Origin of the sequence: Mycobacterium sp. IS-836 (genome assembly GCF_001954275.1) — a bacterium.
Classification (GTDB): Bacteria; Actinomycetota; Actinomycetes; order Mycobacteriales; family Mycobacteriaceae; genus Mycobacterium.
Genome location: NZ_MBEU01000021.1, coordinates 98,178 through 118,666, shown reverse-complemented (window position 1 = coordinate 118,666; position 20,489 = coordinate 98,178). Strand labels below are relative to the sequence as shown.

The following is a 20,489-nucleotide window of genomic DNA, read 5'->3' as shown; positions in this document are numbered from 1 at the left end:
CAGCATCGAGGCCCATGCGGGTTCTTGTGCAAAGGGTCTCGAGGGCAGCGGTGTCGGTGGATGGCCGTGTGGTGGGCGCCATTCGGCCGGATAACCAGGGACTGCTCGCGTTCGTCGGCGTCACCCACAGCGATGACGCGGACAAGGCGCGGCGGCTCGCCGAAAAGCTATGGAATCTGCGCATTCTCACCGACGAACGCTCGGCCGCCGACGTGAACGCGCCCATCTTGGTGGTCAGCCAGTTCACCCTCTACGCCGACACGGCGAAGGGACGCCGACCGTCGTGGAACGCGGCCGCCCCGGGGCCGGTCGCGGAACCGCTCGTGACGGAGTTCGCCGAGGCGCTGCGTGAACTCGGAGCGCACGTGGAAACGGGCGTGTTCGGTGCGATGATGCAGGTCGAATTGACGAACGACGGCCCCGTGACGGTCCTTCTCGAGCTCTGAGGCCGCCGGTAGTTTGGTTACCGTGAGCAGGACACCCGAATTCGGGTCACTTCGTTCCGAGGACGACGACTGGGACATCGTCAGCGGCGTGGGTTATACCGCGCTGCTGGTGGCGGGGTGGCGCGCCGTGCACGCCGCGAGCGCGCAACCGCTGGTCCGCGACGACTACGCGAAGCTCTTCATCGCCGCCGCACAGGACCCATATCTCACGGGTGTACTGGCCAACCCGGGCACCACCGAGGACGAGACCGCATTTCCCCGCCTTTACGGCGTGCAGACGCGCTTCTTCGACGACTTCTTCACCTCGGCCGGCGAAATCGGCATCCGGCAGGCGGTGATCGTCGCCGCCGGATTGGATTCCCGGGCGTATCGCCTCGAATGGCCGGAAGGCGCAACGGTTTTCGAGGTTGATCTACCGAAAGTCCTGGAATTCAAGGCGCGCGTGTTGGGTGAGCACGGCGCGAAGTCGAAGGCCCACAGGATCGAGGTCGCGGCCGATCTACGCACGGATTGGCCGACCCCATTGAGGGCGGCGGGTTTCGACCCGCAAAGCCCGAGCGCCTGGTCGGTCGAGGGGGTGTTGCCCTACTTGACCGACGACGCGCAAACCGCTTTGTTCACTCGAATCACCGAGCTGTGTGCGCCGGGTAGCCGAGTTGCGTTGGGCGCGTTGGGCTCGCGGCTGGACCGCGAACAGCTCGAGGCCCTGGAGTCGACGCATCCGGGCGTGAACATGTCGGGTGACGTGGACTTCTCCGCGCTCACCTACGAGACGAGGGCGGAGCCCGCCGAATGGCTGGCCAGCCATGGCTGGGCGGTCGAGCCCGTCCGCAACAACCCTGAGTTGCAGGCCGGTTACGGCATGACGCCACCGGACGTGGACGTCAAGATCGACAGCTTCATGCGCTCGCAGTACGTCACCGCGACACGAGCTACGGCGTGAGCAGAATTTTCACGTCCTCGCCGGATCGCGACTCCGCGGTCGCGTAGCCCTTGGCCGCTTCCTCCAAAGGCAGCCTCGTGGTGAAGATGCCGTCGACGTCGAGCCGGCCCGACTGAAGCAGCGGGATCAATTCTGGCCAGGTTCGCTGCACCGGCGCCGTGGTCATCCGCAGCGTGATGCTGCGGATCAGGCAGCCCAGGGCGTTGAGCGGAAACGGATTCATGTCGTGCACACCGACAACGGAGACCGTGCCGCCCGTCCGCACCGCGTTGAGCGCGTCGGTCAGGGATGCGTCCGTGGCGACGGCATCGATCACTGCGTCGGCGCCGCGACCTCCGGTGGCGGTCAGGATGGCCTCGACCGCCGGAGCCTTGATCGGCGTCGCCCCCCACCGGGCCGCCCGGTCGAGGCGGCCATCGATCCGATCGACGGCGAAAACCGTTGCCGCGCCCTGGAAAAGCGCGCTGCGCAGCGAGCACAGGCCGACCGCGCCCAGACCGATGACCGCAACGGTGCCGCCGTAGGGAATGTCGGCGCGCTGCGCCGCCGCCCAGCCGGTGGCGAGGTTGTCGGTGAGCAGCAGCGCCTGTTCGGTGCTGATCGCCTCCGGAATCTTGAGCAGCTGGAAGTCGGCGGCGGGCACGGCGAGAAGATCCGCCTGCGCGCCGGCGAGCACGCCGCCGCCGAAGATCTGAAATCCGGAGTAGCACATGACCGGATCGCGGGTGGCGCAGCCGGGGCACGCACCGCAGCCCGTGACCGACGACACCATGACCTGATCGCCAACCTTGACGGTGCGCACCTCGGGTCCGATTTCGACGACGGTGCCCACTGCCTCGTGGCCCAGCGTCATCGGCTCGGTGAGGGGGAAATCGGCCTCGTAGAAGTGCAGGTCCGATCCGCAGATGCCCGCGGCGGTGACCTCGACGATCGCCCCGTCGAGTCCGGAAAGCGCCGGATCGGGACGCGTATCGACCCTGATGCTCCGGGGCCCGTCGACGACTACTGTGCGCATGGTTGACGCTTCACTTTCGCTCTCGTACGACGAATTGTGACCAGTCCGGTTCGCGGACGGCAGCCCAGTACTCGTTGAGGCGCCACGGGCTGACGGTGTGGATCTCCCCGTCGGCGTTCTTGAAGTACGAGTGCTTGACGGCGGGATGTGACCACACCATCTTCTTGATCTGGGTCTGAGTGCGCCGGTGCCAATCGGTGGCCGCCTCCGGACGCGGTTCCACGGAATGCACGTTCGGCTCCGCCAGCCGCTTCAGGCACTGATCGATGTAGCGCATCTGCAGTTCGGACTGGAAGATCAGGCTGCCACCATGCGCGAGGTGCGTGCCGGGTCCGTAGATGATGAAGAAGTTGGGAAATTGCGGAACTGTGACGCCCAGGTAGGCGTAGGGCCGGCTCCCCCACATGTCGTGCAGGTCGATCCCGTCACCGCCGGTGATTTCCAGCGGCCACAGCACATCGGTGTGCCGGAATCCGGTGGCGTACACGATGACGTCGGCCTCGTGGGTCTCGCCGTCGTCGGTGATGACACCGCGTGGCACGATCTTGCGGATCGGCGTCCGCACCAGCTCGACGTTGTCCCGTTGCAGTGTCTGCAGCCAGCTGCCGTTGTCCTGCAACGTGCGCTTGCCGGTGGCGGGATAGTCGGGCATGACCTTCGTCAGCAGTTCTTGGGAGTCTGGGCCGTCGCCGACTTGGCTGGTGATCCATTGGGTGAACATCATCCGCGCGGCGGCGTTGATGTCGCTGACGGCATAGTCCTGATCGGCATAGTTCGGGTCGCCCTGTGCGGCGTCGAGACCCTTGTCGGAGCCGGGCCACAGCACCAGGAACCGGTACCACCTGCCGTAGAACGGCAGGTGACGCATCGCCCAGCGCACGCCGTCACCGACTTCGTCGTGGTACATCGCATTCGGGAACATCCACTGCGCGGTGCGCTGAAAGACGGTGAGCCGCTCGACTTCTCCGGCGATCGCCGGTGCGATCTGGAAGCCGCTGGCGCCGGCGCCGACGAGCGCGACGCGCTTGCCGGTCAGGTCGACCGAGTGATCCCAGGCCGCGGAGTGAAACGACGGCCCCTCGAAGGTGTCGGCACCGTCGAATTCGGGGATGTGGGGGCGATTCAGCTGACCGACCGCGGTGATGAGCGCCCGCGCGTGCACTGTGCTCGTCTGCCCGTCGGCCGAGCGCAGCGTGACGGCCCACATGCCGGCGTCGTCCTGCCATTCGGCCGCGAGAACCTCGGTGTTCCACCGCACGTGCTCGGTCAGCTCGTGCTTGTTCATCACCCGGGTGAAATAGTCCTGCAGCTCGTACTGCTCGGCGAAGAAGTGTGTCCAGTCGTTGTTGGGTTCGAAGCTGTAGCAATAGAAATGATTCGCCACGTCGACGCGAGCACCGGGATAGCTGTTCTCCCACCATGTTCCGCCGGGACCGGCGTTCTTCTCCACGATGGTGAAGGGGATGCCGGCCTGTCGCAGGCGCACCCCGGCCAGGATGCCGGACTCGCCGCAGCCGACGACGAGCACCGGAAGCGCGGCCGCGCGCTCGGGCGGCAGGGGCGCCGGGCGGCGGGGGTCGGCCCCGTCGAGGTCGAGCTCCTCGGAGACGAGGGCAAGGTAGTCGTCGGGAACGTGCTCGCAGGCCGCCCAGTCCATCATTTCCCGGATGAGCTCGGGGCTCAGCGGCTCCGGTTCGGGGCAGCCGCGGTCTCGATACTCGGTGATCACCGGCAGTGCCGCCGCGCGTGCTCGTGCCTTGTCCTCCTCCGACATGAATCCCTGGACTTCGTTGAGGAAGATGCCCATCTGTTTGAACTCGCGGATGAATCGCGGGTCGCCGGTGATATGCACGAGCGAAAGCAGCAGCGTCGGAATGCTGACATCCTCCAGCGCGGCCGCGATTTCCGGCGTCGACGTCGTGAAGGGATGGCCGGCATAACGGCTGCGCATCAAGCCGATCCTTTCGGCAGCGTGGAATTACGCTACGAGGAGTTTCGTAATTGGCAGCACTACGCTACCCGTTGCCGACGGAGCGGATCAAGGGTCGTCGTCGGCGTCTTCCGCGCGCAGCGCCTCCTCGGGGTGATGGAAAGTGTTGGTGCGCGGTTGGACGCCTCGAACTGTTGCTATGGAGATGCGATGAAGTCACCGAAACCGCTGCGGCAAGTGTCAGCTACCAGCTATACGAATATGGAGTCGCAGTCCGCGCCGCTGTCTACCACGCGGCAAACCACTAAATCTGTCCTGGAGCGTAAACGTGACAGTCAGCATCGAGAACGACGGCAAGCTAACGCCAGCCATCATCGACGATCTGAAGCGTAAGGGCTTTAATCAATCGCAGATCGGACAAATGTACGGCGTTACGCGCCAGCATGTTTCATGGGTCAAGCGCACCTACGGTGGTCAGCTGACCCCGCGCGAGCAGATTATGCGAGAGTGGCCGTTCAAGGTACCTGTGGCAATGGGCAATACGTCACCGTTCAAGCGGCTGCGCGACCACGGGGAATATATCGCCACCAATGGAGTCGGGATGTCGGCAGACAAGGTACAACGGCTGCGGTCCTTCTACCGGAAGCTGCGAGACGAGCACCTGGTGCTCGAGTTCGATCCCTGTATTCCGCCCATCCCGGGTGTGAGTAGTCGAGGCGGATGGGCATACCGGCCGCGAATCAAGGAAGACGGCGATCTGCTGATCCGGGTGAATGAGCACACCACGCTCACTGATGCCGGACGCAGGATATGGCGTTTACCATCCGACTGATCAGACTCTGGTAACGCGAAGGCGGTCCATGACAAACAACGACGTAGAGGACAGTGCGACCGTCATCCAGCCGCCGGAGCGCGTCGTGCTCGATCACCCTGGTGTGGTTCGGTTTGCGGCGGGCCGTCAAAACGGGCCGCGGTCGCACACGTGGCGAGTCGCGGGTGTCACCAATGCCTCCGGACACGATGACATCTATGTGGGCACGCGTCGAGGTATGCATGCCGTCAAGATCAGCCTGCATGACGCCAAACCACCGAAATATCCCGAGCCCGCGACCGTCTTTGCGTGGGACGAGCGAGGCCCCGACGGCGATCAGTTGACACGCAAAATGAGTCTGTGTCTGGGTCGGACGGTCCCGGTAATTCCTGGATGGCGTCACGAACTCGAAATCCTGACACCTACCACTACTTTCGGCAGTTTTTCTGAGACGCCGCCGCTAGGGCCGGGCGAAGTCATCCAATGGTGGACGCCGCCGCCATACCCCGAGCAGCTGTCTTTCCACCTCTACGTAGGCGACGCCAATTCCCTCATTCCCACGGTGGGCAACCACATCGGTGACGTGTGCCAGATGCAGCTCAGCAGCGGGCGACGCCTATGGATAGTCGCTCAATCGACGCCGATGGCCGATTCGGTTGCTCAGGCGATCCAGCAGCATGTCGCCAGCCTGCCGACGGATCCGAAATTCATGCACCCCTTTACGCTGTACAAGGAGGGCAGCGGCGCGCCGGTTCTACTTGATCTCGCAGCCACCTATCGTCCGCAGTAACTCCGACTTTGCGGCGTCACGACGTCACCGCATTCACGCTGGCCGGTCGCCCGGCGCACCTCGGCCAGCAGCAAGGGGTGGGTCGCGCAAGCGCGCCGCGGCTAAGCTTCGTCGGCGTCTTCGTCATCGCAGAGTGCCTCCTCGGGGTGATGGAAAGTGTTGGTGCGCGGTTGGCCGCGGTCGAGATGTGGCGGCGGAATCCAGTCGGTGTCGCCGTTGGCGCGTTTTCGGGTGGTCCACCCGCCGGGGCGCAACAGTCGATGGTGGGGGCCGCAGACAAACGTGAGGTTGTCCATGTCCGTCGCCTGGCGCGCGGCATACTCGTCGACGTGGTGGACTTCGCAGAGATAGCCGGGTACATCGCAGCCGGGTGCCGTACACCCACGGTCCTTGGCGTAGAGCACTATTCGCTGTCCCGGCGAAGCCAGCCGCTTCGTGTGAAATAACGCCAGGGCTTGACCCTTGTCGAAGATGGCCAGGTAGTGGTGCGCGTGGCGGGCCAGGCGGATCACGTCGTTCATCGGTAGCAGGGCGCCTCCCCCGGTGACCGCCCTGCCAGTACCCGCTTCGAGTTCCTTGAGCGTCGTGGTCACGATGATGGTCGCCGGTAATCCATTGTGCTGCCCCAGTTTCCCGCTTGCGAGCACAGCGCGTAATGCGGCCTGCAATCCGTCATGGTTGCGTTGGCCCGCCGAACGGGTGTCGCGCTGGACTGCCGCTTCGTCCGGCACGCCGTCGACTACCGGGATGGCGTCCGCGGGATTGCACATTCCCGGTGCCGCCAGTTTTGCCAGCACTGCCTCGACGGTGGCACGCAGTTCCGGCGTGAGCCAGCCGCTGAGCCGCGACATCCCGTCGATGTCCTGCTTGCCCAGGATCAGCCCACGGCGGCGGGCGCGGTCAATATCGGTGAAATTCCCGTCCGGGTTGAGGCAGTAGGCGAGCCGATCCGCCAGCTTGCGCAGTTGCTCGGGGCGAAACCGGATGGCATGCTGCGCGAGCTGTTGCTCGGCGCGTTCTTGGGTCTCGACATCCACCCAATGCGGCAATTGATTGAAGAAGTCGCGAATCAAGGCAACGTGCGCAGTCCCAATCGCGCCGTCGCGCTGGGCCGCGGCCGTCGCGGTGAGCCGCGGCTCTAGCGATTCACCGGTCAACGCGCGGCGCGGCCCCAAGTCGGCGGCGTCGGCTATCCGCCGGTTCGCGTCGCTGCGCGTGATGTGCAGCCGGTCGGCAAGTGCATGGACCAATTTGCCGCCCAGCTCTTCAGGCGTCGCCTGCTCGGCAAGCTGGTTGATCAGTTCATGGCCCGGCGTTCGCAGCCGCCGCGTTTCACGCTCGAGTTGCTCAAGCAATGCCAGCCGTTCCGAGGTGGTCAGCGCGTCGAACGAGTGGCCCACCACCCGGGATACCGCCTCACGCAGCTCCTGGAAGTCCTCCCTGATCTCCTCACGGCTACTCGAAAGCATGTTCGAATAGTACGACCGGCCACTGACAGAAAATCCTCCGCCGAAACCATTGAAACCCAAGTGGCGCAAGTGAAGTAGCGAAGCAACCGACTATGAAGCGCTCGACACTGACTGTCGAGGCGGCGGTTCTCACGGCGGAATCAATGTGGCGTGCTGACACGGGAAGGGCATCGGTTAGCTCGTACACGACGGATCTGTACAAGCAGAAACGATCCGGTCGGTGGAAGCTGGTGGTTGGCGACGGTTCCAACGCAGAGCGCGTCGTGACCGAGGAGGCCGAATGGCAGACGACGCACCGCACGAACTACCGGCCGGCAGCGTGCTTGATCATGTGGTCAGTGTCGACGGCCGCGATCTCCATGTCGTCGAGAACGGACCGCATAGCGAGCCGGCACTGCTGCTGATCCACGGCTATGCAGGATCGACGACCTGGTGGGATCGTCTGGTCCCGCGACTGGCGGAGAATCATCGCGTCATCCGCGTGGACCTGCTTGGGCACGGACGATCGGCGAAGCCGGCCGACGGCTATACCGTTGCGGCGCAAGCGAACATGATCGCCTCCGTTCTATCGGAGCTGGGTGTACGCACGGTGATCGTCGTCGGTCACTCCACCGGCGGTGTGATCGCGACCGCCCTCGCAGAGCATCCCTGCGGCGCAGTCGTTGCGCTTGCGCTCATCGACAGTGGGCCGAGCGTCGATGCTTATCTTCGGCCACGCGGCCTTGGCCAGTTGATATCGATACCGGTGATCGGGCGCATTCTATGGAACTTGCGAAGCGAGTCCACGATCCGCAAGGGATTGAGTTCGGCGTTCACCCGAGAGGTCGATATCGTCCCACAGATCGTCGCCGATGTCCGAGGCATGAATCATCCGGCTTTCACCTCGACACCTAAGGAGACCATGAAATACCTCGCCCGACGCAGTCTGCCGGACCGTCTAGGTGAGTTGACGCTGCCAGTGTTGGTGATTTTCGGGGTCGAGGACCGACGCTGGCGATCGTCGTCAACCGCTGGATACGCCACGGTGCCGAATGTGGCCGTCGAGTTGCTGCCCGGTGTCGGACACACCCCGATGCTGGAAGAACCCGACCTCACCGCTGATTTGTTGGCAGGCTTTATCGCGAAACATTGCACTGGAGCGCACGGTGTCCGCGACTGATAGCCGTGTCGAGGAGCATCGCGATGAGGCGTTGCGATTACTGGCCACCGCACTCGAACTGGACCCGTCCGCATCGAACACGGCGCAGCGCAATCTGATCGCGGCCGCTCAAGTGCACGCTGCGCTCGCCCAAGCCGTCGCACAGGACCGCACGCGTAGCGCGATCGACGACCGATCCACAAACCATGCATCCATTCGCTGAAGCACTTGCGAACAAGAACCTCCACAACTTACTTGCCTGTCTGTCGTCGGAGGTCACGTACCACTCGCCGGTGATGCGTAACCCGGTAGGCGGACCAGTGGTGGCGGACATCCTGGCGATTTTGCTATATGCGGTCGACGATCTCACGATTCACGAGGAATTCGGCGACTCCAGCACCACGGTGCTGATCGGCGGATTCACGGTGCAAGGTGTAAGTGGCGAAGCGACCTGGGTGCTGCGGCTTGACAACACAGGAAAGGTCCGGACATTGGCGTGGCAGGCGCGACCATTTGCGGTGGCGGTCAGATTGTCGGAGGCCTTCGGTCACGGACTTGCGCGGCGGCGCGGCGGCGTTTTCCCGGCGATCGTATCGGCCGGTCGCCCGCTCGCGCGTCTCGTCGCATGGATGGTCGATCTGCTCGCGCCGCACCTAGTGCACTAGCAACTCCTCGGGGCTTAACAATCATCCCGAAGTCGTCGTCCTCCGATGCAGTGCACGTGAAAGTGGGACACAGTCTGGTTCGCATCCGGTCCCGTGTTGGCGACTAGGCGAAATCCGCTGTCGGCGATGTTCTTATCGCGCGAGAGGTTGGCTGCAACGGTGAGTAAGCGGCTGCAAAGGGCGCCATCGTCGTCCGTGACGTGCACCACGCTTGGAAAGTGATCGGTCGGTATGACCAAGAAGTGCACAGGCCCGATGTATGACTGCGAGTCCGGCGGGACGTCAATCGCAAACACCAAGTCGTGCTTGTAGATTAGCGCGGCGGGTACGGCACCGTCGCGGGCATCGCACAGGATGCAGCGTGCGCTTGTCGACACGTTCTGCGCTAACGACGACGACGTTGTGAGGGTTTCATCGCACGGTCGGCTGCGACGTATGTGAGGGCGAGTCCGAGAACCGCAAATTTGACCAGTGCCGCAACCTGCGCGCGCCGCGCGTGGACTGCGATGTCTGCGCGCTTGAGGACCTTAAGCAACGAAACTCCCTCGACCGCATCGGCTGCAATGGCCACGATCACTGCGGCGGGCAGGACAGGCGGATGGCCACGACGCCGACGTGCGCGGTCGACGAGCAGCGCGGTGAACGTGCCGTAGGTCGCCATGTATCCGAAGTCGAACCACAGGGATACTCGCGCGGCTAGCTGACCGTCCGTGCCCCAGCGCGTCATGATGCGCTCGGCTTGCGCGCCGCTGCCGGCCAGCTCAAATGGAATGATCCCCGGTCCCCCGGTTGCGCGCATACGTCGCTCCAACAACAGCATTAGTGCCGTGTAACCGACAAAAGCGCCGCCCGCTGCCGCGAGTCGTTGGTCACCGATGCGAAATACCCAGCGGCGCAGAATCATTTGCACACTGTCTGGTGTGTGGTGTTCGCGCGCGGGGTGATCACCACAAGGTCGCCCGGATCTTCGATGGTAAGTCGGTGCCATTGGCCGGCCGGCACAACCCAGCACATTCCGGCACGTAGTGCCCGTGTCGCAACCTCTTTGCCGGCCTGATCTCGTAGGTGGACGGTGATCGCGCCGGAAAGCGGAAACAGCATCTCGTCGCCACCCGGGTGCCGCTCCCAGACGTCGGAATGTATAGAGCCGTTGTCCGTCACGTGGAACGCGGCCAGGGTCCATAGGCCCCACTCACCGGGCGCATCCCGCGACCGCACTTTGACGGCGCCGCCCTCACGGAGCTCGAGCCAGCTGGAGAAAATGTCGATTGGCGGGGTCAGAAAAGACGGATCCACGACGTCGAGTATGAAGTGATCAAGTCGCCGTCGCTTGGACAGATCCGTCGTATTAGCTAGTGCGACGCTTCGCCTGCCGGAGGTACCCTCCGGTATGCACGTGTGGAACCTGGGTCTGGATCGACTGATGGTATCCGGCACGTTCAGCGACCTCGCAATTCACCACCATCCAGCGGTTCAGGTTGCGGTTGGCACCAAGGGTCCGTTAACCCTGATCGACGCCCACGGTAAGCGCACCGAGTGCCGACTCGTCGTGGTGGCCAGTGGCGCACGACACTCGGTGCGGTCGGAACCAGAGACGGCGGCGTTATCGATCTACCTTGGGCCGACAACGCGCGAGGGTATCGCCCTGAATGCGTTGACCCGCAATGTCACCCAAGACGGCGGTACTTGGACTGTTGCAGCCGGTGAACGCCTGGCCGACGCGATAGCGGAAGCGGTGACGACCGGTGGTCCGCGCGTTGCGGCCGATCTCCTCGTCAATGAACTATGCAAGTTGTCGGACGCCCACCACGGGTGCGGACCGCCCCTTCACCCGCAGGTGCATGAAGCAATCGGCCTGATTGCCAGCAGGGTACCGGCCGCCATCGATCTCGCATCAATCGCCGATGCGGTGGCGATCTCGCCCGATTACCTGGGCCGACTCTTCAAACGGCATACCGGGGCGTCCTTCTCAGCCACGACGCGGTGGGCGCGGCTGTTGACCGCTATGCGTTATCTCATCGACGGTATGCCACTCACCGACGCCGCCCACCTCGCTGGATTTGCCGACGGTTCGCACGCCAACCGGGTGTGCTGGGAGATGGTCGGAGCGGCTCCAAGGGACCTGCTGCCTGCAATCGCACCTTCGCCAGGCCAGTGAGGTCATGGAACATCAGACCGGCCGAAGACGACCGATCGGTACAACTAAAGGCAAAGCGGCCCAACCTAGTTTGAGACCATGACGACTGAGCATTCGCCCTCACGTTGGTTCGGCCATCTGGTGGCACCAGGTGCGCACGAAAGGCGAGATGGTTCGCGGGTGTTCCACCAGCGACCGTTACTCGGCCTTGTGTGAAACGTCGGCGATCAAGCCGCCGTCCATGACGAACTCGGCCGCGGTCGCGTACGAGGATTCGTCGCTGGCGAGGAAGAGCACGAACATCGACACCTCCTGCGCCTCCCCCGGCCGTCCGAGCGGGATGTTGAGCAGATCCTGCGGAAGTTTGGCGGTCATCGGGGTGCGGATGAAACCGGGGTGAATGGAGTTGACGCGGATGTGCTGCGGCGCCAATTCCAGTGCGGCGGACTTGGTTAGGCCGCGGACCGCCCACTTGGAGGTCACGTACCCGTGCACCCACGCCGCACCGCGCAGGCCCTCGATGGACGACACGTTGACGATCGAGCCCCCGCCGGCGGCGGTCATCGGATCGATCACCGCTTGGATGCCCAACAGCGTTCCGGTGACGTTGACGTCGAGGATCTGCCGCCACTTGGTCAGGTCGAAGGTCTTGAGCGGGCCGTAGTTCATGATTCCGGCGTTGTTGACCAAGACATTGAGCTTGCCGAACTCTTCCTCAGCCGTGGCAGCAGCCGCCGCCCATTGCTCGGGATTCGTCACATCGAGATGGACGTAGCGCGCCGCGGCGCCGAGCTCGTCGGCCAGCGCCTTGCCCTCGTCGTCGAGGATGTCGCCGATCACCACCTTGGCGCCCTCGGCCACGAGCAGCCGGGCGTGCGAGGCGCCCATCCCCCTCGCCGCGCCGCTGATCAGTGCAACCTTGTCATCCACTCGTCCCATGACGGGTCAGGCTAACAATTGAGGCGGAGCGCCTGGGCGAAGCGGAGGTGGATGACCGGTGGCCCCCTTACTTGCGGCGTGCGGCGGGTTCCTTTTCGCCGTCTTATGGATGGATCTGATTTTCGATGCCCAGGTTCTCCGGCACCGCGGCGGTGGCGAACTGCCCGAGGCGGTGCTCGCGTCCATCGCCGCGTATTACCACCGGGCGACGACCACGTCGCGACCGATGAACCGGCTGATCGCCCTGGTGATGCTTATCCTGTTGGGCGCGTTGGGGTTTCAGGCCACGCGCGGGCACGACCCCGCCTGGCTGCTGGTGACGTCGGCGTTGCTCGCGGGCATCCCGATCATGCTGGCACTGACCCAGACCGTTCCCGATGCCGTTCGGCTCGGGCGCCGCACCGACAGCCCGCCCGGGCAGACCCGCCTGGCGCGCTCCATCTGCCGCGATCATCTGGTCTGCGTCGGTTGCATCCTCGCGTTCCTGATCTTGTGGGTGGCCCACACCGTGGTGTTCTGACATCGGCGACGCGTCGTAGTTCCGGGACGCTGGCGAGGGGCGGCTGGCCTCGTCAAGGGGGTGCGTACTAAACTAGAACACGTTTCAGTTCCATAGCGTCGATCAAGCTTTCCAGGAGTTGGTATGCACACCCCTATCTGCGATGAACTCGGCATCGAGTTCCCGATCTTCGCCTTCACCCACTGCCGCGACGTCGTGGTGGCTGTCAGCAAGGCCGGGGGGTTCGGCGTGCTCGGCGCCGTGGGCTTCACACCCGAGCAGCTCGAGATCGAGCTCAACTGGATCGACGAGAACATCGGCGACCACCCCTACGGCGTCGACATCGTGATCCCGAATAAGTACGAGGGCATGGACTCGCACCTGTCCGCCGAGGAGCTGGCCGACACGCTGCGCAAGATGGTGCCACAGGAGCACCTCGACTTCGCGAAGAAGATCCTCGCCGATCACGGCGTGCCAGTGGAGAACGCCGACGAGGACACCCTGCAGTTGCTGGGCTGGACCGAGGCGACGGCCACCCCGCAGGTCGAATTGGCGCTGAAGCACCCGAAAGTCAAGATGATCGCCAACGCGCTCGGCACCCCGCCGGCCGACATGATCAAGCACATCCACGACGCCGGGCTCAAGGTCGCCGCGCTGTGCGGCTCGCCGTCGCAGGCCCGCAAGCACGCCGATGCGGGCGTCGACATCATCATCGCGCAGGGCGGCGAGGCCGGCGGTCACTGCGGCGAGGTGGGCTCAATTGTGTTGTGGCCGCAGGTCATCAAGGAGGTCGCCCCGGTGCCGGTGCTGGCGGCGGGCGGCATCGGCAGTGGCCAGCAGATCGCGGCGGCACTGGCGCTGGGCGCCCAGGGTGCGTGGACCGGATCGCAGTGGCTGATGGTCGAGGAAGCCTCGAACACGCCGGTTCAGCAGGCGGCGTACGCCAAGGCCAGCAGCCGGGACACCGTCCGCAGCCGTTCGTTCACCGGTAAGCCCGCCCGGATGCTACGCAACGACTGGACCGAGGCGTGGGAGCAGGCCGACAACCCGAAGCCACTGGGAATGCCGTTGCAGTACATGGTTTCCGGCATGGCGGTGCGGGCCACGAACAAGTACCCGAACGAGACCGTCGACGTCGCGTTCAATCCCGTTGGCCAGGTGGTCGGCCAGTTCAGCAAGGTGGAAAAGACCTCGACGGTCATCGAACGCTGGGTGCAGGAGTACCTGGAGGCGACGAACAGGCTCGACGAGCTCAACGAGGCCGCCACCGTCTAGCGGCGGCTACTCGTCGTCGTCGACGTCGACCGCGCCCTTGCCGGTGAACACCTCTTTCGCCCGGTCGACCGCGTGTGTCGCGATGTCGATCGAATTGTGAACGATGCCGCTGGCACCCCCGGCGATGTCGCCGCGGAGGATGTCGCTGGCGTGTTCGACGATGTCCGAAGTCTTTTCGACGGCATTGGTCGCGATGTCCCTGGCGGCGTCGACCACATCTTTGGCGGTGATGGCCATCGGAGTCTCCCTTGGTTGCAGGACGTGTTGCAGGATGCGTTGCAGGACGTTGGGTACGACTCTAGACGGGGCGCCTGGCGACCCGCTCGCTCAGTAGTTGACCAGGCTCCGCCAGTAGTCTTCCGGAATCTCGGCGCCGGACCGCAATATTCGCGCCAGGCCGATGGCCATCGCCACGCCGAGCAGGCCCAGCCATAACCCTGCGACGCCGATGATCCCCCACAGTACGGCGGTGACTGCGGGCCACGGCGACAGCACCGCGAGCAATGGGGCGAAGAAGAAGCCGGCCCCGATGTACCACGCCGAGCCCGTGCGATCGGACGCGAGAACAAAGCGCAGCCACCGCGGGATCGATGCTTGGACGGGGCGGACGTCATTCATCGGCCGACCCGCTACGAAGAGGGCGGGAAGAACCCTGCCCCGGTGAACCATCCCTCTTGCCAGCCCTGATCTCCCAGGCACAGCATCGGAAGCCCGCGGTCCGACTGTGCCGCCGCTTGCGGGCCCGGGCACTTCGCGCCGGCTTGCTGCACCCCATACAGGGGGTAGGAGATGACCCAGTAGCCGGTGGTGGCCGCGGGGAACTGGTTCGGGGGCGGGAAATGACAGGCCTCGGCCTGGCCGCTTGGTCCTCGCCCGAAGATGAAGCGCTCGTAGTTATCGCAGGGCGCCCCCAGCGAAGCCTGATAGTTCATCCCAGGCACGTCGCCGTCGTAACCGGCGGCCGCGCACGGTGCCATGCCGATCGTGATGCCCGCTATCGAAGCGGCGCTGAGCAGTGCCCGAATCATGTTCCACCCCACTTGTCGCCGGTGACCTGCACCAAAGCATATCCATTGAGCCGCGGGCCACAAGGTCGTATTGCTTCCGGGGGCCCTACTCCGAATGGTTGGCCGGACGGTAGGTGCAGATTAGAACGCCGGTGCCGGTCGTGGTGACGGAAACCAGCTCGAGTGCGCGGGCCCGGCCGTCGCTGGGAAACACCCGCTTGCCCCCACCGAGCAGGATCGGCTCGATCATCAGCCGGTACTCGTCGACCAGGTCGTGGTCGATCAGCTGCGCGGCCAACGACGCGCTGCCCATGACCTGAATCGCGCCGCCGCTCTGCGCTCGCAGCCGGCGGATGGCGCCGATCGCGTCGCCGGCGGGTAACAGATGCGAGGCAGGCCAGGTGAGGTCGTCCGGTGTGAGCGTGCGGGACGCAACGTATTTGGGAATCTCGTTCATTCGGTCGGCGAACGGATCACCGGCGCGGTCCGGCCAGGCCGCGGCCATGGTCTGCCAGGTGCGCCGGCCGAACAGCAGCGCATCCGTGATGGCCATGGTCTCGGTGACGGCCGCGCCCATCGTTTCGGGGTCGAAGTAGGGCATCGACCAGCCGCCGTGCGCGAATCCGCCGTCGGTGTCTTCGCCCTGTCCGCCCGGTGCTTGGACGACGCCGTCGAGGCTCATGAAGTCGCTCAGCACGATGCGCATCGGTCACGCCCTTTCGTTTGCTCGGTCCTGTTGGTCGGTGCTCACTGGTGCAGACCGCCGGCGTCACGAAAATTCATCGCCGCTGAACATGTTGCAGTTCGTGGTGTCGATCTTGCTTCGGTGCTTCCCAACCGGGGTGTTGCAATGGTTTATTGGCACTAGAACACGTCGTATCGAGGAGTGGTTCATGCCAACCCCCAATCTGCCTCCAGGGTTCGATTTCACCGACCCGGACGTTCACGCCGAGCGGCTGCCGGTGGAAGAGCTGGCCGAGCTCCGCAGGACTGCGCCGATCTGGTGGAACGAGCAACCCCTCGGGGCCGGCGGTTTCGACGACGGCGGTTTCTGGGTGGTGTCCAAGCACAAGGACGTCAAGGAGATCTCGCTGCGCAGCGACATCTTCTCCAGCCTGCAAAAGACCGCGATACCGCGCTATCGGGACGGCACCGTCGGTGAGCAGGTCGAGCGTGGCAAGTTCGTCCTACTCAATATGGATGCGCCGCAGCACACGCGCTTACGCAAGATCATTTCGCGTGCCTTCACTCCCCGAGCAATCGAACGGCTGCGCGAAGACCTCGCCGAGCGCGCCCGGCGCATCGTCGAGACCGCGGCGGCCGAAGGCTCCGGTGACTTCGTCGAACAGGTGTCGTGCGAGCTGCCGTTGCAGGCCATCGCCGGCCTGATGGGTGTGCCGCAGGAAGACCGCAAGAAACTCTTCCACTGGTCCAACGAGATGGTCGGCGACCAAGACCCCGAGTTCGCCAACAACGACGCCATCACCGCCTCCGTCGAACTCATCATGTACGGCATGCAGATGGCCGCCGACAGGGCGAAGAACCCGGGCGATGACCTCGTCACCAAGCTGATCGAGGCCGACATCGACGGTCACAAGTTGTCCGACGACGAGTTCGGCTTCTTCGTCATTCTGCTGGCGGTCGCCGGAAACGAGACGACCCGCAACTCCATCACCCAGGGCATGATGGCCTTCACCGACTTCCCCGATCAGTGGGAACTGTTCAAGAGGGAGCGTCCCGCCACCGCGGCCGACGAGATCGTCCGGTGGGCCACCCCGGTCACGTCGTTCCAGCGCACTGCGCTGGAGGACTACGAACTGTCCGGCGTGCAGATCAAGAAGGGCCAGCGGGTCGTGATGGTGTACCGCTCCGCCAATTTCGACGAGGAGGTGTTCGATGACCCGTTCACCTTCAACATCTTGCGCGATCCCAACCCCCACGTGGGTTTCGGCGGCACCGGCGCGCACTACTGCATCGGCGCCAACCTGGCGCGAATGACGATCGACCTGATTTTCAACGCGATCGCCGACGGCATACCCAACCTGGAATCGATCGGCAAACCCGAGCGGCTTCGCTCGGGGTGGCTCAACGGCATCAAGCATTGGCAGGTGGACTACCACACCAACGGGGCGGCGAAATCCCCTGTCGCGCACTAGCATCAATCGCATGCCCACGCATCGAGCCGTTCACGTAAAGTCCGCTGGAGCAGCGTTAGAACTGGTCGATGTCGAAACCAAGCCGCCGGGCCCCGACGAGGTTCGTCTGACGGTTACCGCGTGTGGCATTTGCGGCACCGACGCACATTTTGTCGCGGGTGGCTTTCCGGGCATGTCGTGGCCGCTGACGCCCGGGCATGAAATCGCCGGCAAAATCGCTGAAATCGGCGACGGCGTCCAGGATTTCGCGATCGGCGATCGCGTCGCGGTGGGATGGTTCGGTGGATGCTGCTACCACTGCGATCAATGCCGAAAGGGCCAGTTCATTCACTGCGAGAACGGCAAGGTGCCGAGTTGGCAGTATCCCGGCGGCTACGCCGAGTCGGTGACCGTGCCGGTCAGCGCTCTGGCCCGAATACCGGCAGAGCTCTCCGACGCCGAAGCCGCCCCATTGGGTTGTGCCGGCGTGACCACCTACAACGCCTTACGCCACACCAAGGCGCTGCCGGGCGATCGGGTGGCAATACTCGGTGTCGGCGGCCTGGGCCACCTAGGGGTCCAGTTCGCCCGGGCAATGGGATTCGAGACCATCGCGATCAACCGCGGTACCGGCAAAGCCGATGATGCCCGGGAACTTGGCGCCCATCACTACATCGACTCCACGGCCAGCGACCCCGCCGAGGCGCTGAAGGCCTTGGGCGGGGCGACGGTGGTGCTGGCCACGGCGGGCAATTCGAAGGCCATGGCCGCCACGGTTGGCGGCATACTCCCCCAAGGTGAACTGGTCACGATCGGCGTCACGCCCGAACCGCTGCCCATCAGTCCGGTGCAGCTGATAACGCCGGGCGTCAGCATTGTCGGCCATCCCTCCGGGACCGCCAAGGACGTCGAGGACACGATGCATTTCGCGGTCTTGTCCGGCGTGCGGGCGTGGATCGAGGAATTACCGCTGTCGCAAGCCGCGGAGGGCTATGCGGCGCTGGAAGGCGGCCGGGCGCACTACCGCACCGTTTTGACCATGTGAACAAGGCCCCGAATAGGGTCGGTGTGTGACCGACCGGTGGGACCTGGACGCATCCGACGGTGAGCTGTTACTTCGGACCGGCGTCAAGGGCAGGGCCGCGCGGATGGGTCATCGGCTCACCATCGCGATGACGCGGTGGCGGGCCACGGTGAGTTGGGCCGGCGCCGAACCCGTCGCCGTCGAGCTCGCGGTCGAGACTGACTCGTTCGAGGTGCTACGCGGCGACGGCGGCGTCAAAGGCCTGTCCGGTCCCGAGAAGGCCTTGATCCGGTCCAACGCGTTGAAGTCGTTGGACGCCGGGCGATTTCCGGAGATCCGGTTCGCCGCCGATGCTGATGCTGATGCCATCGACAAGACCGGCGACGGGTACCGCCTCGCCGGCAAGCTGCACATCAAAGGAAAGTCGCGAGAACACGTAATCGACTTGCGCACAGAGGACCTCGGTGATTCGTGGCGAATGTCTGCCGAATCCCTGGTTCGCCAAAGCGATTACGGCGTCAAGCCCTATTCGTTGTTGATGGGCTCGGTGCAGGTTGCCGACGAGGTGACGGTGTCCTTCACGGCGGTGCACCCGAAAGGCAAGCGCCGCGGGGATTAAGGCTGGGTCGGCGTGTGCGGCCCGGAATCGCCGGTACCGCCGGGGATGTGCTCGAGCATCCTGGTCAGATACGGCTGCCCATTCGGCTCGGGCTGCGGCTCCGCCGGTACGCCTTGCTGTTCGTCCGGCGCTCCCGGCTCCGCAACCGGCTCACCGGCCGGCGCCTTGGAATGCGGGGCAGCCTGCTCGGTTTCGCGGGGCGGTGCGACCGCGGGAGCGACGGCCTCGGCGACTTGCGGCGTGGGTGGGTGCACCGAGTGCTTAGGTCCCGCGGGCTGGGCGCCCGGCGCCAGCTGAATGCCCAGAGCGAGGGAGACCGACGCGACGAAGGTAACCGTGCCGGCGGCCAACGCGGTCATGGCCCCCGCGTAGGACAACCGCCGACTCCGCTCGGGCGCGGCGGCGGGTTCGCTGATGTGCGCTACCAGTTGCTCGTCGGTGAAGTCGGTGCTGGATGCGGCGGCCAGAGCCGCGCCCCGCGCCACCGTCACTTGCGCCATAGTTTGCGCGAAAACCGGTACTGGTAAAGCCTTTTCGAGTTGCCAGGATAGTCCGCCGGTATCGGCGTCCGCCCCGACGACGACGACTCCGCCCGGACGCCACCCGTTGCGTTCGAACATTCCGGTCAGCCACTGGGTCAGCCCGTCGAAGCCGCCGCGCACATGCTTGACGACTGTTTGCGTCTCGTCGTCATGGGTGTCGACCATGACGACCGTCGCCCACTCATGCTCGAGGATGCAGACCGCGGTCTGGTCGTAACCGATCACGGGTGCGATGGCGCGCGCCAGGGTCTCGACCGCATCGAGCAATCGAACCGGCACGACGTTGTGGAAACCCGCGTCGGTCAGCGCTTCCACGAGCAGGGCGGCCTGCGCGGATGCTTGGTCGTTCCAGGTGACTCCGATGACGCGCAGGTGACGCTCGGCCGCGGCCGCCAGCGCGTTCACCCGCAATACCTCTTCTGCCACCTGCTCCGCGGTGCTCACCGCGCGCACACCACGCCCCGCTTGCAGTGCCAATTCCCGATGGTCCGCGATGGTGCCGTCTGCGCCGTGCCCCTCCGCGAGGACCCACCCGACGGTGGTTGGCGTCAGTGATAGCCCTAGTACCGCGTCCAAATTTGCACCTCGATCGTTCCCGGGCCTCCAACGCCCTCGACCAAACCACCGCGCGCACCAGGAAGTCCGCTGGTGCGGTGATTCGTGAGAGCCGGAACGGACCAGGAGGGGTTGGTCTCCATCGGCTTGCTCCGACAGAGCCTACGCGGTCGATTCAAGTTCGGCCGCGCCAGTGTGGGATCCCGGCCAAACTCGCAGATTGAGCCAGCGTGTCGACCCGGGCGACCGAAATCGCGCCGACGCAGCGGCGTCGCCGCAGGATTGCCTGGCCCGATCGAACTCCGCGAAATCGGGTTCGCCATTTTGATTAGACAGCCTTTATGTATTACCCGCGGGGCTGACCGCGATGCCGCCTCGGAAGCTCCATACCGGCCTTGTTGCCCGGCGTTCCGGGCGGTCAGCGAGGTCGAAGGCCCACGGAGCAGCGGTGGTTAATTGACGGGCGCTAACCGATATCAAACCGAGATTGCTTCGCGTCCTAATCGACATTTGACCTATTCACACGGTAAATTCTGCCGAGGGCACCCGA

General features: G+C 64.7%; 25 protein-coding genes. 13 read left to right on the top strand and 12 right to left on the bottom strand.

The window, feature by feature from the left end:
* Window positions 1-14: 14 nt before the first annotated feature.
* Window positions 15-446 carry a D-aminoacyl-tRNA deacylase gene (gene dtd, locus A5747_RS08635; protein WP_076123326.1) on the top strand — a complete coding sequence of 144 codons (432 nt, stop codon included), beginning with the start codon at window positions 15-17 and terminating at the stop codon, window positions 444-446.
* Between the two features lie 22 nt (window positions 447-468).
* Complete coding sequence (locus tag A5747_RS08630; RefSeq protein WP_076123323.1) at window positions 469-1,389, top strand: class I SAM-dependent methyltransferase; 921 nt, start codon at window positions 469-471, stop codon at window positions 1,387-1,389.
* Here the strand turns inward: A5747_RS08630 and A5747_RS08625 are convergent.
* Together A5747_RS08625 and A5747_RS08620 are read right to left on the bottom strand one after the other, a co-directional pair.
* Window positions 1,379-2,404 carry an alcohol dehydrogenase catalytic domain-containing protein gene (locus A5747_RS08625; protein WP_076123321.1) on the bottom strand — a complete coding sequence of 342 codons (1,026 nt, stop codon included), beginning with the start codon at window positions 2,402-2,404 and terminating at the stop codon, window positions 1,379-1,381. The two genes, A5747_RS08630 and A5747_RS08625, sit on opposite strands and share 11 nt — an antisense overlap.
* A 10-nt stretch (window positions 2,405-2,414) precedes the next feature.
* Window positions 2,415-4,355 carry an NAD(P)/FAD-dependent oxidoreductase gene (locus A5747_RS08620; protein ID WP_076123318.1) on the bottom strand — a complete coding sequence of 647 codons (1,941 nt, stop codon included), beginning with the start codon at window positions 4,353-4,355 and terminating at the stop codon, window positions 2,415-2,417.
* Window positions 4,356-4,662: 307 nt separating this feature from the next.
* Here A5747_RS08620 and A5747_RS08615 point away from each other — a divergent pair, with 307 nt between their 5' ends.
* Both A5747_RS08615 and A5747_RS08610 read left to right on the top strand, forming a co-directional pair.
* The gene (locus A5747_RS08615) at window positions 4,663-5,166 is read left to right on the top strand and encodes an XRE family transcriptional regulator (RefSeq protein WP_233147988.1); all 504 of its coding nucleotides are present in this window, start codon (window positions 4,663-4,665) and stop codon (window positions 5,164-5,166) included.
* 28 nt (window positions 5,167-5,194) lie between these two features.
* Window positions 5,195-5,935, top strand: a complete 741-nt coding sequence (locus A5747_RS08610) for a hypothetical protein (protein WP_076123316.1) — start codon at window positions 5,195-5,197, stop codon at window positions 5,933-5,935.
* Between the two features lie 101 nt (window positions 5,936-6,036).
* Here A5747_RS08610 and A5747_RS08605 read toward each other — a convergent pair whose 3' ends face one another.
* Window positions 6,037-7,404: an HNH endonuclease signature motif containing protein gene (locus A5747_RS08605; RefSeq protein ID WP_076123313.1), complete on the bottom strand. Its 1,368-nt coding sequence runs from the start codon at window positions 7,402-7,404 to the stop codon at window positions 6,037-6,039.
* A 280-nt stretch (window positions 7,405-7,684) separates the two neighbouring features.
* Here A5747_RS08605 and A5747_RS08600 point away from each other — a divergent pair, with 280 nt between their 5' ends.
* Genes A5747_RS08600 through A5747_RS08590 form a run of 3 tightly spaced genes read left to right on the top strand, consistent with a single transcriptional unit; the run spans window position 7,685 to window position 9,207 of the window.
* Complete coding sequence (locus tag A5747_RS08600; RefSeq protein WP_083700249.1) at window positions 7,685-8,563, top strand: alpha/beta fold hydrolase; 879 nt, start codon at window positions 7,685-7,687, stop codon at window positions 8,561-8,563.
* Entirely contained in the window at window positions 8,550-8,765 is a 216-nt protein-coding gene (locus A5747_RS25040) for a hypothetical protein (RefSeq protein ID WP_076123311.1), read from the top strand. Before A5747_RS08600 ends, A5747_RS25040 begins: the two co-directional genes overlap by 14 nt.
* Window positions 8,749-9,207, top strand: coding sequence for a hypothetical protein (locus A5747_RS08590; protein ID WP_142245491.1), 459 nt, complete (start codon window positions 8,749-8,751; stop codon window positions 9,205-9,207). Before A5747_RS25040 ends, A5747_RS08590 begins: the two co-directional genes overlap by 17 nt.
* A gap of 14 nt (window positions 9,208-9,221) precedes the next feature.
* Here A5747_RS08590 and A5747_RS25745 read toward each other — a convergent pair whose 3' ends face one another.
* From A5747_RS25745 to A5747_RS08575, 3 genes are read right to left on the bottom strand one after another with little or no spacing between them, the layout of a single operon-like run.
* Window positions 9,222-9,584, bottom strand: coding sequence for an HIT domain-containing protein (locus A5747_RS25745; RefSeq protein WP_076123307.1), 363 nt, complete (start codon window positions 9,582-9,584; stop codon window positions 9,222-9,224).
* Window positions 9,585-9,592: 8 nt separating this feature from the next.
* Window positions 9,593-10,111 carry a hypothetical protein gene (locus A5747_RS08580; protein WP_142245490.1) on the bottom strand — a complete coding sequence of 173 codons (519 nt, stop codon included), beginning with the start codon at window positions 10,109-10,111 and terminating at the stop codon, window positions 9,593-9,595.
* On the bottom strand, window positions 10,108-10,503 hold the full coding sequence (locus A5747_RS08575; RefSeq protein WP_083700243.1) for a cupin domain-containing protein: 396 nt from the start codon (window positions 10,501-10,503) through the stop codon (window positions 10,108-10,110). Before A5747_RS08575 ends, A5747_RS08580 begins: the two co-directional genes overlap by 4 nt.
* Window positions 10,504-10,597: 94 nt before the next feature.
* Here A5747_RS08575 and A5747_RS08570 point away from each other — a divergent pair, with 94 nt between their 5' ends.
* Entirely contained in the window at window positions 10,598-11,365 is a 768-nt protein-coding gene (locus tag A5747_RS08570; protein ID WP_076123304.1) for a helix-turn-helix transcriptional regulator, read from the top strand.
* A 177-nt stretch (window positions 11,366-11,542) separates the two neighbouring features.
* On the opposite strand, the gene A5747_RS08565 is transcribed toward A5747_RS08570, so the two are convergent.
* Window positions 11,543-12,283, bottom strand: a complete 741-nt coding sequence (locus tag A5747_RS08565; RefSeq protein WP_076123303.1) for a glucose 1-dehydrogenase — start codon at window positions 12,281-12,283, stop codon at window positions 11,543-11,545.
* A gap of 58 nt (window positions 12,284-12,341) precedes the next feature.
* Between A5747_RS08565 and A5747_RS08560 the strand changes: the two genes are divergently transcribed.
* Both A5747_RS08560 and A5747_RS08555 read left to right on the top strand, forming a co-directional pair.
* Window positions 12,342-12,803, top strand: a complete 462-nt coding sequence (locus A5747_RS08560; RefSeq protein WP_076123302.1) for a hypothetical protein — start codon at window positions 12,342-12,344, stop codon at window positions 12,801-12,803.
* Between the two features lie 123 nt (window positions 12,804-12,926).
* Window positions 12,927-14,057, top strand: a complete 1,131-nt coding sequence (locus A5747_RS08555) for a nitronate monooxygenase (protein ID WP_076057976.1) — start codon at window positions 12,927-12,929, stop codon at window positions 14,055-14,057.
* 6 nt (window positions 14,058-14,063) lie between these two features.
* Here A5747_RS08555 and A5747_RS08550 read toward each other — a convergent pair whose 3' ends face one another.
* The 4 genes from A5747_RS08550 to A5747_RS08535 form a co-directional block, all read right to left on the bottom strand.
* The gene (locus tag A5747_RS08550) at window positions 14,064-14,294 is read right to left on the bottom strand and encodes a hypothetical protein (RefSeq protein WP_076123301.1); all 231 of its coding nucleotides are present in this window, start codon (window positions 14,292-14,294) and stop codon (window positions 14,064-14,066) included.
* Between the two features lie 90 nt (window positions 14,295-14,384).
* Entirely contained in the window at window positions 14,385-14,675 is a 291-nt protein-coding gene (locus A5747_RS08545; protein ID WP_076123300.1) for a hypothetical protein, read from the bottom strand.
* A gap of 11 nt (window positions 14,676-14,686) precedes the next feature.
* Window positions 14,687-15,085, bottom strand: coding sequence for a hypothetical protein (locus A5747_RS08540; RefSeq protein ID WP_076123445.1), 399 nt, complete (start codon window positions 15,083-15,085; stop codon window positions 14,687-14,689).
* Window positions 15,086-15,170: 85 nt separating this feature from the next.
* A complete protein-coding gene (locus A5747_RS08535; protein WP_076123299.1) occupies window positions 15,171-15,770 on the bottom strand; it encodes a dihydrofolate reductase family protein in 600 nt (199 codons plus the stop codon).
* A gap of 187 nt (window positions 15,771-15,957) precedes the next feature.
* Here A5747_RS08535 and A5747_RS08530 point away from each other — a divergent pair, with 187 nt between their 5' ends.
* From A5747_RS08530 to A5747_RS08520, 3 genes are read left to right on the top strand one after another with little or no spacing between them, the layout of a single operon-like run.
* Window positions 15,958-17,220 carry a cytochrome P450 gene (locus A5747_RS08530; RefSeq protein WP_076123298.1) on the top strand — a complete coding sequence of 421 codons (1,263 nt, stop codon included), beginning with the start codon at window positions 15,958-15,960 and terminating at the stop codon, window positions 17,218-17,220.
* Between the two features lie 10 nt (window positions 17,221-17,230).
* Window positions 17,231-18,244, top strand: a complete 1,014-nt coding sequence (locus A5747_RS08525; RefSeq protein ID WP_076123296.1) for an alcohol dehydrogenase — start codon at window positions 17,231-17,233, stop codon at window positions 18,242-18,244.
* Between the two features lie 25 nt (window positions 18,245-18,269).
* Window positions 18,270-18,842 (top strand): YceI family protein, encoded by a 573-nt coding sequence (locus A5747_RS08520; protein ID WP_076123294.1) that lies wholly within the window; start codon window positions 18,270-18,272, stop codon window positions 18,840-18,842.
* On the opposite strand, the gene A5747_RS08515 is transcribed toward A5747_RS08520, so the two are convergent.
* On the bottom strand, window positions 18,839-19,960 hold the full coding sequence (locus A5747_RS08515; protein ID WP_076123291.1) for a hypothetical protein: 1,122 nt from the start codon (window positions 19,958-19,960) through the stop codon (window positions 18,839-18,841). The two genes, A5747_RS08520 and A5747_RS08515, sit on opposite strands and share 4 nt — an antisense overlap.
* Window positions 19,961-20,489: the final 529 nt, after the last annotated feature.

Excerpts from the sequence above, each read along its gene's own strand:
- A5747_RS08610 (WP_076123316.1), top strand. The coding sequence starts at position 5,195 with ATGACAAACAACGACGTAGAGGACAGTGCGACCGTCATCCAGCCGCCG.
- A5747_RS08540 (WP_076123445.1), bottom strand. The coding sequence starts at position 15,085 with ATGATTCGGGCACTGCTCAGCGCCGCTTCGATAGCGGGCATCACGATC.
- A5747_RS08555 (WP_076057976.1), top strand. The coding sequence starts at position 12,927 with ATGCACACCCCTATCTGCGATGAACTCGGCATCGAGTTCCCGATCTTC.
- A5747_RS08620 (WP_076123318.1), bottom strand. The coding sequence starts at position 4,355 with ATGCGCAGCCGTTATGCCGGCCATCCCTTCACGACGTCGACGCCGGAA.
- A5747_RS08545 (WP_076123300.1), bottom strand. The coding sequence starts at position 14,675 with ATGAATGACGTCCGCCCCGTCCAAGCATCGATCCCGCGGTGGCTGCGC.
- A5747_RS08600 (WP_083700249.1), top strand. The coding sequence starts at position 7,685 with ATGGCAGACGACGCACCGCACGAACTACCGGCCGGCAGCGTGCTTGAT.
- A5747_RS08525 (WP_076123296.1), top strand. The coding sequence starts at position 17,231 with ATGCCCACGCATCGAGCCGTTCACGTAAAGTCCGCTGGAGCAGCGTTA.
- A5747_RS08565 (WP_076123303.1), bottom strand. The coding sequence starts at position 12,283 with ATGGGACGAGTGGATGACAAGGTTGCACTGATCAGCGGCGCGGCGAGG.
- A5747_RS08625 (WP_076123321.1), bottom strand. The coding sequence starts at position 2,404 with ATGCGCACAGTAGTCGTCGACGGGCCCCGGAGCATCAGGGTCGATACG.
- A5747_RS08580 (WP_142245490.1), bottom strand. The coding sequence starts at position 10,111 with ATGATTCTGCGCCGCTGGGTATTTCGCATCGGTGACCAACGACTCGCG.
- A5747_RS08535 (WP_076123299.1), bottom strand. The coding sequence starts at position 15,770 with ATGCGCATCGTGCTGAGCGACTTCATGAGCCTCGACGGCGTCGTCCAA.
- A5747_RS08605 (WP_076123313.1), bottom strand. The coding sequence starts at position 7,404 with ATGCTTTCGAGTAGCCGTGAGGAGATCAGGGAGGACTTCCAGGAGCTG.
- A5747_RS08590 (WP_142245491.1), top strand. The coding sequence starts at position 8,749 with ATGCATCCATTCGCTGAAGCACTTGCGAACAAGAACCTCCACAACTTA.
- A5747_RS08550 (WP_076123301.1), bottom strand. The coding sequence starts at position 14,294 with ATGGCCATCACCGCCAAAGATGTGGTCGACGCCGCCAGGGACATCGCG.
- dtd (WP_076123326.1), top strand. The coding sequence starts at position 15 with ATGCGGGTTCTTGTGCAAAGGGTCTCGAGGGCAGCGGTGTCGGTGGAT.
- A5747_RS08570 (WP_076123304.1), top strand. The coding sequence starts at position 10,598 with ATGCACGTGTGGAACCTGGGTCTGGATCGACTGATGGTATCCGGCACG.
- A5747_RS08530 (WP_076123298.1), top strand. The coding sequence starts at position 15,958 with ATGCCAACCCCCAATCTGCCTCCAGGGTTCGATTTCACCGACCCGGAC.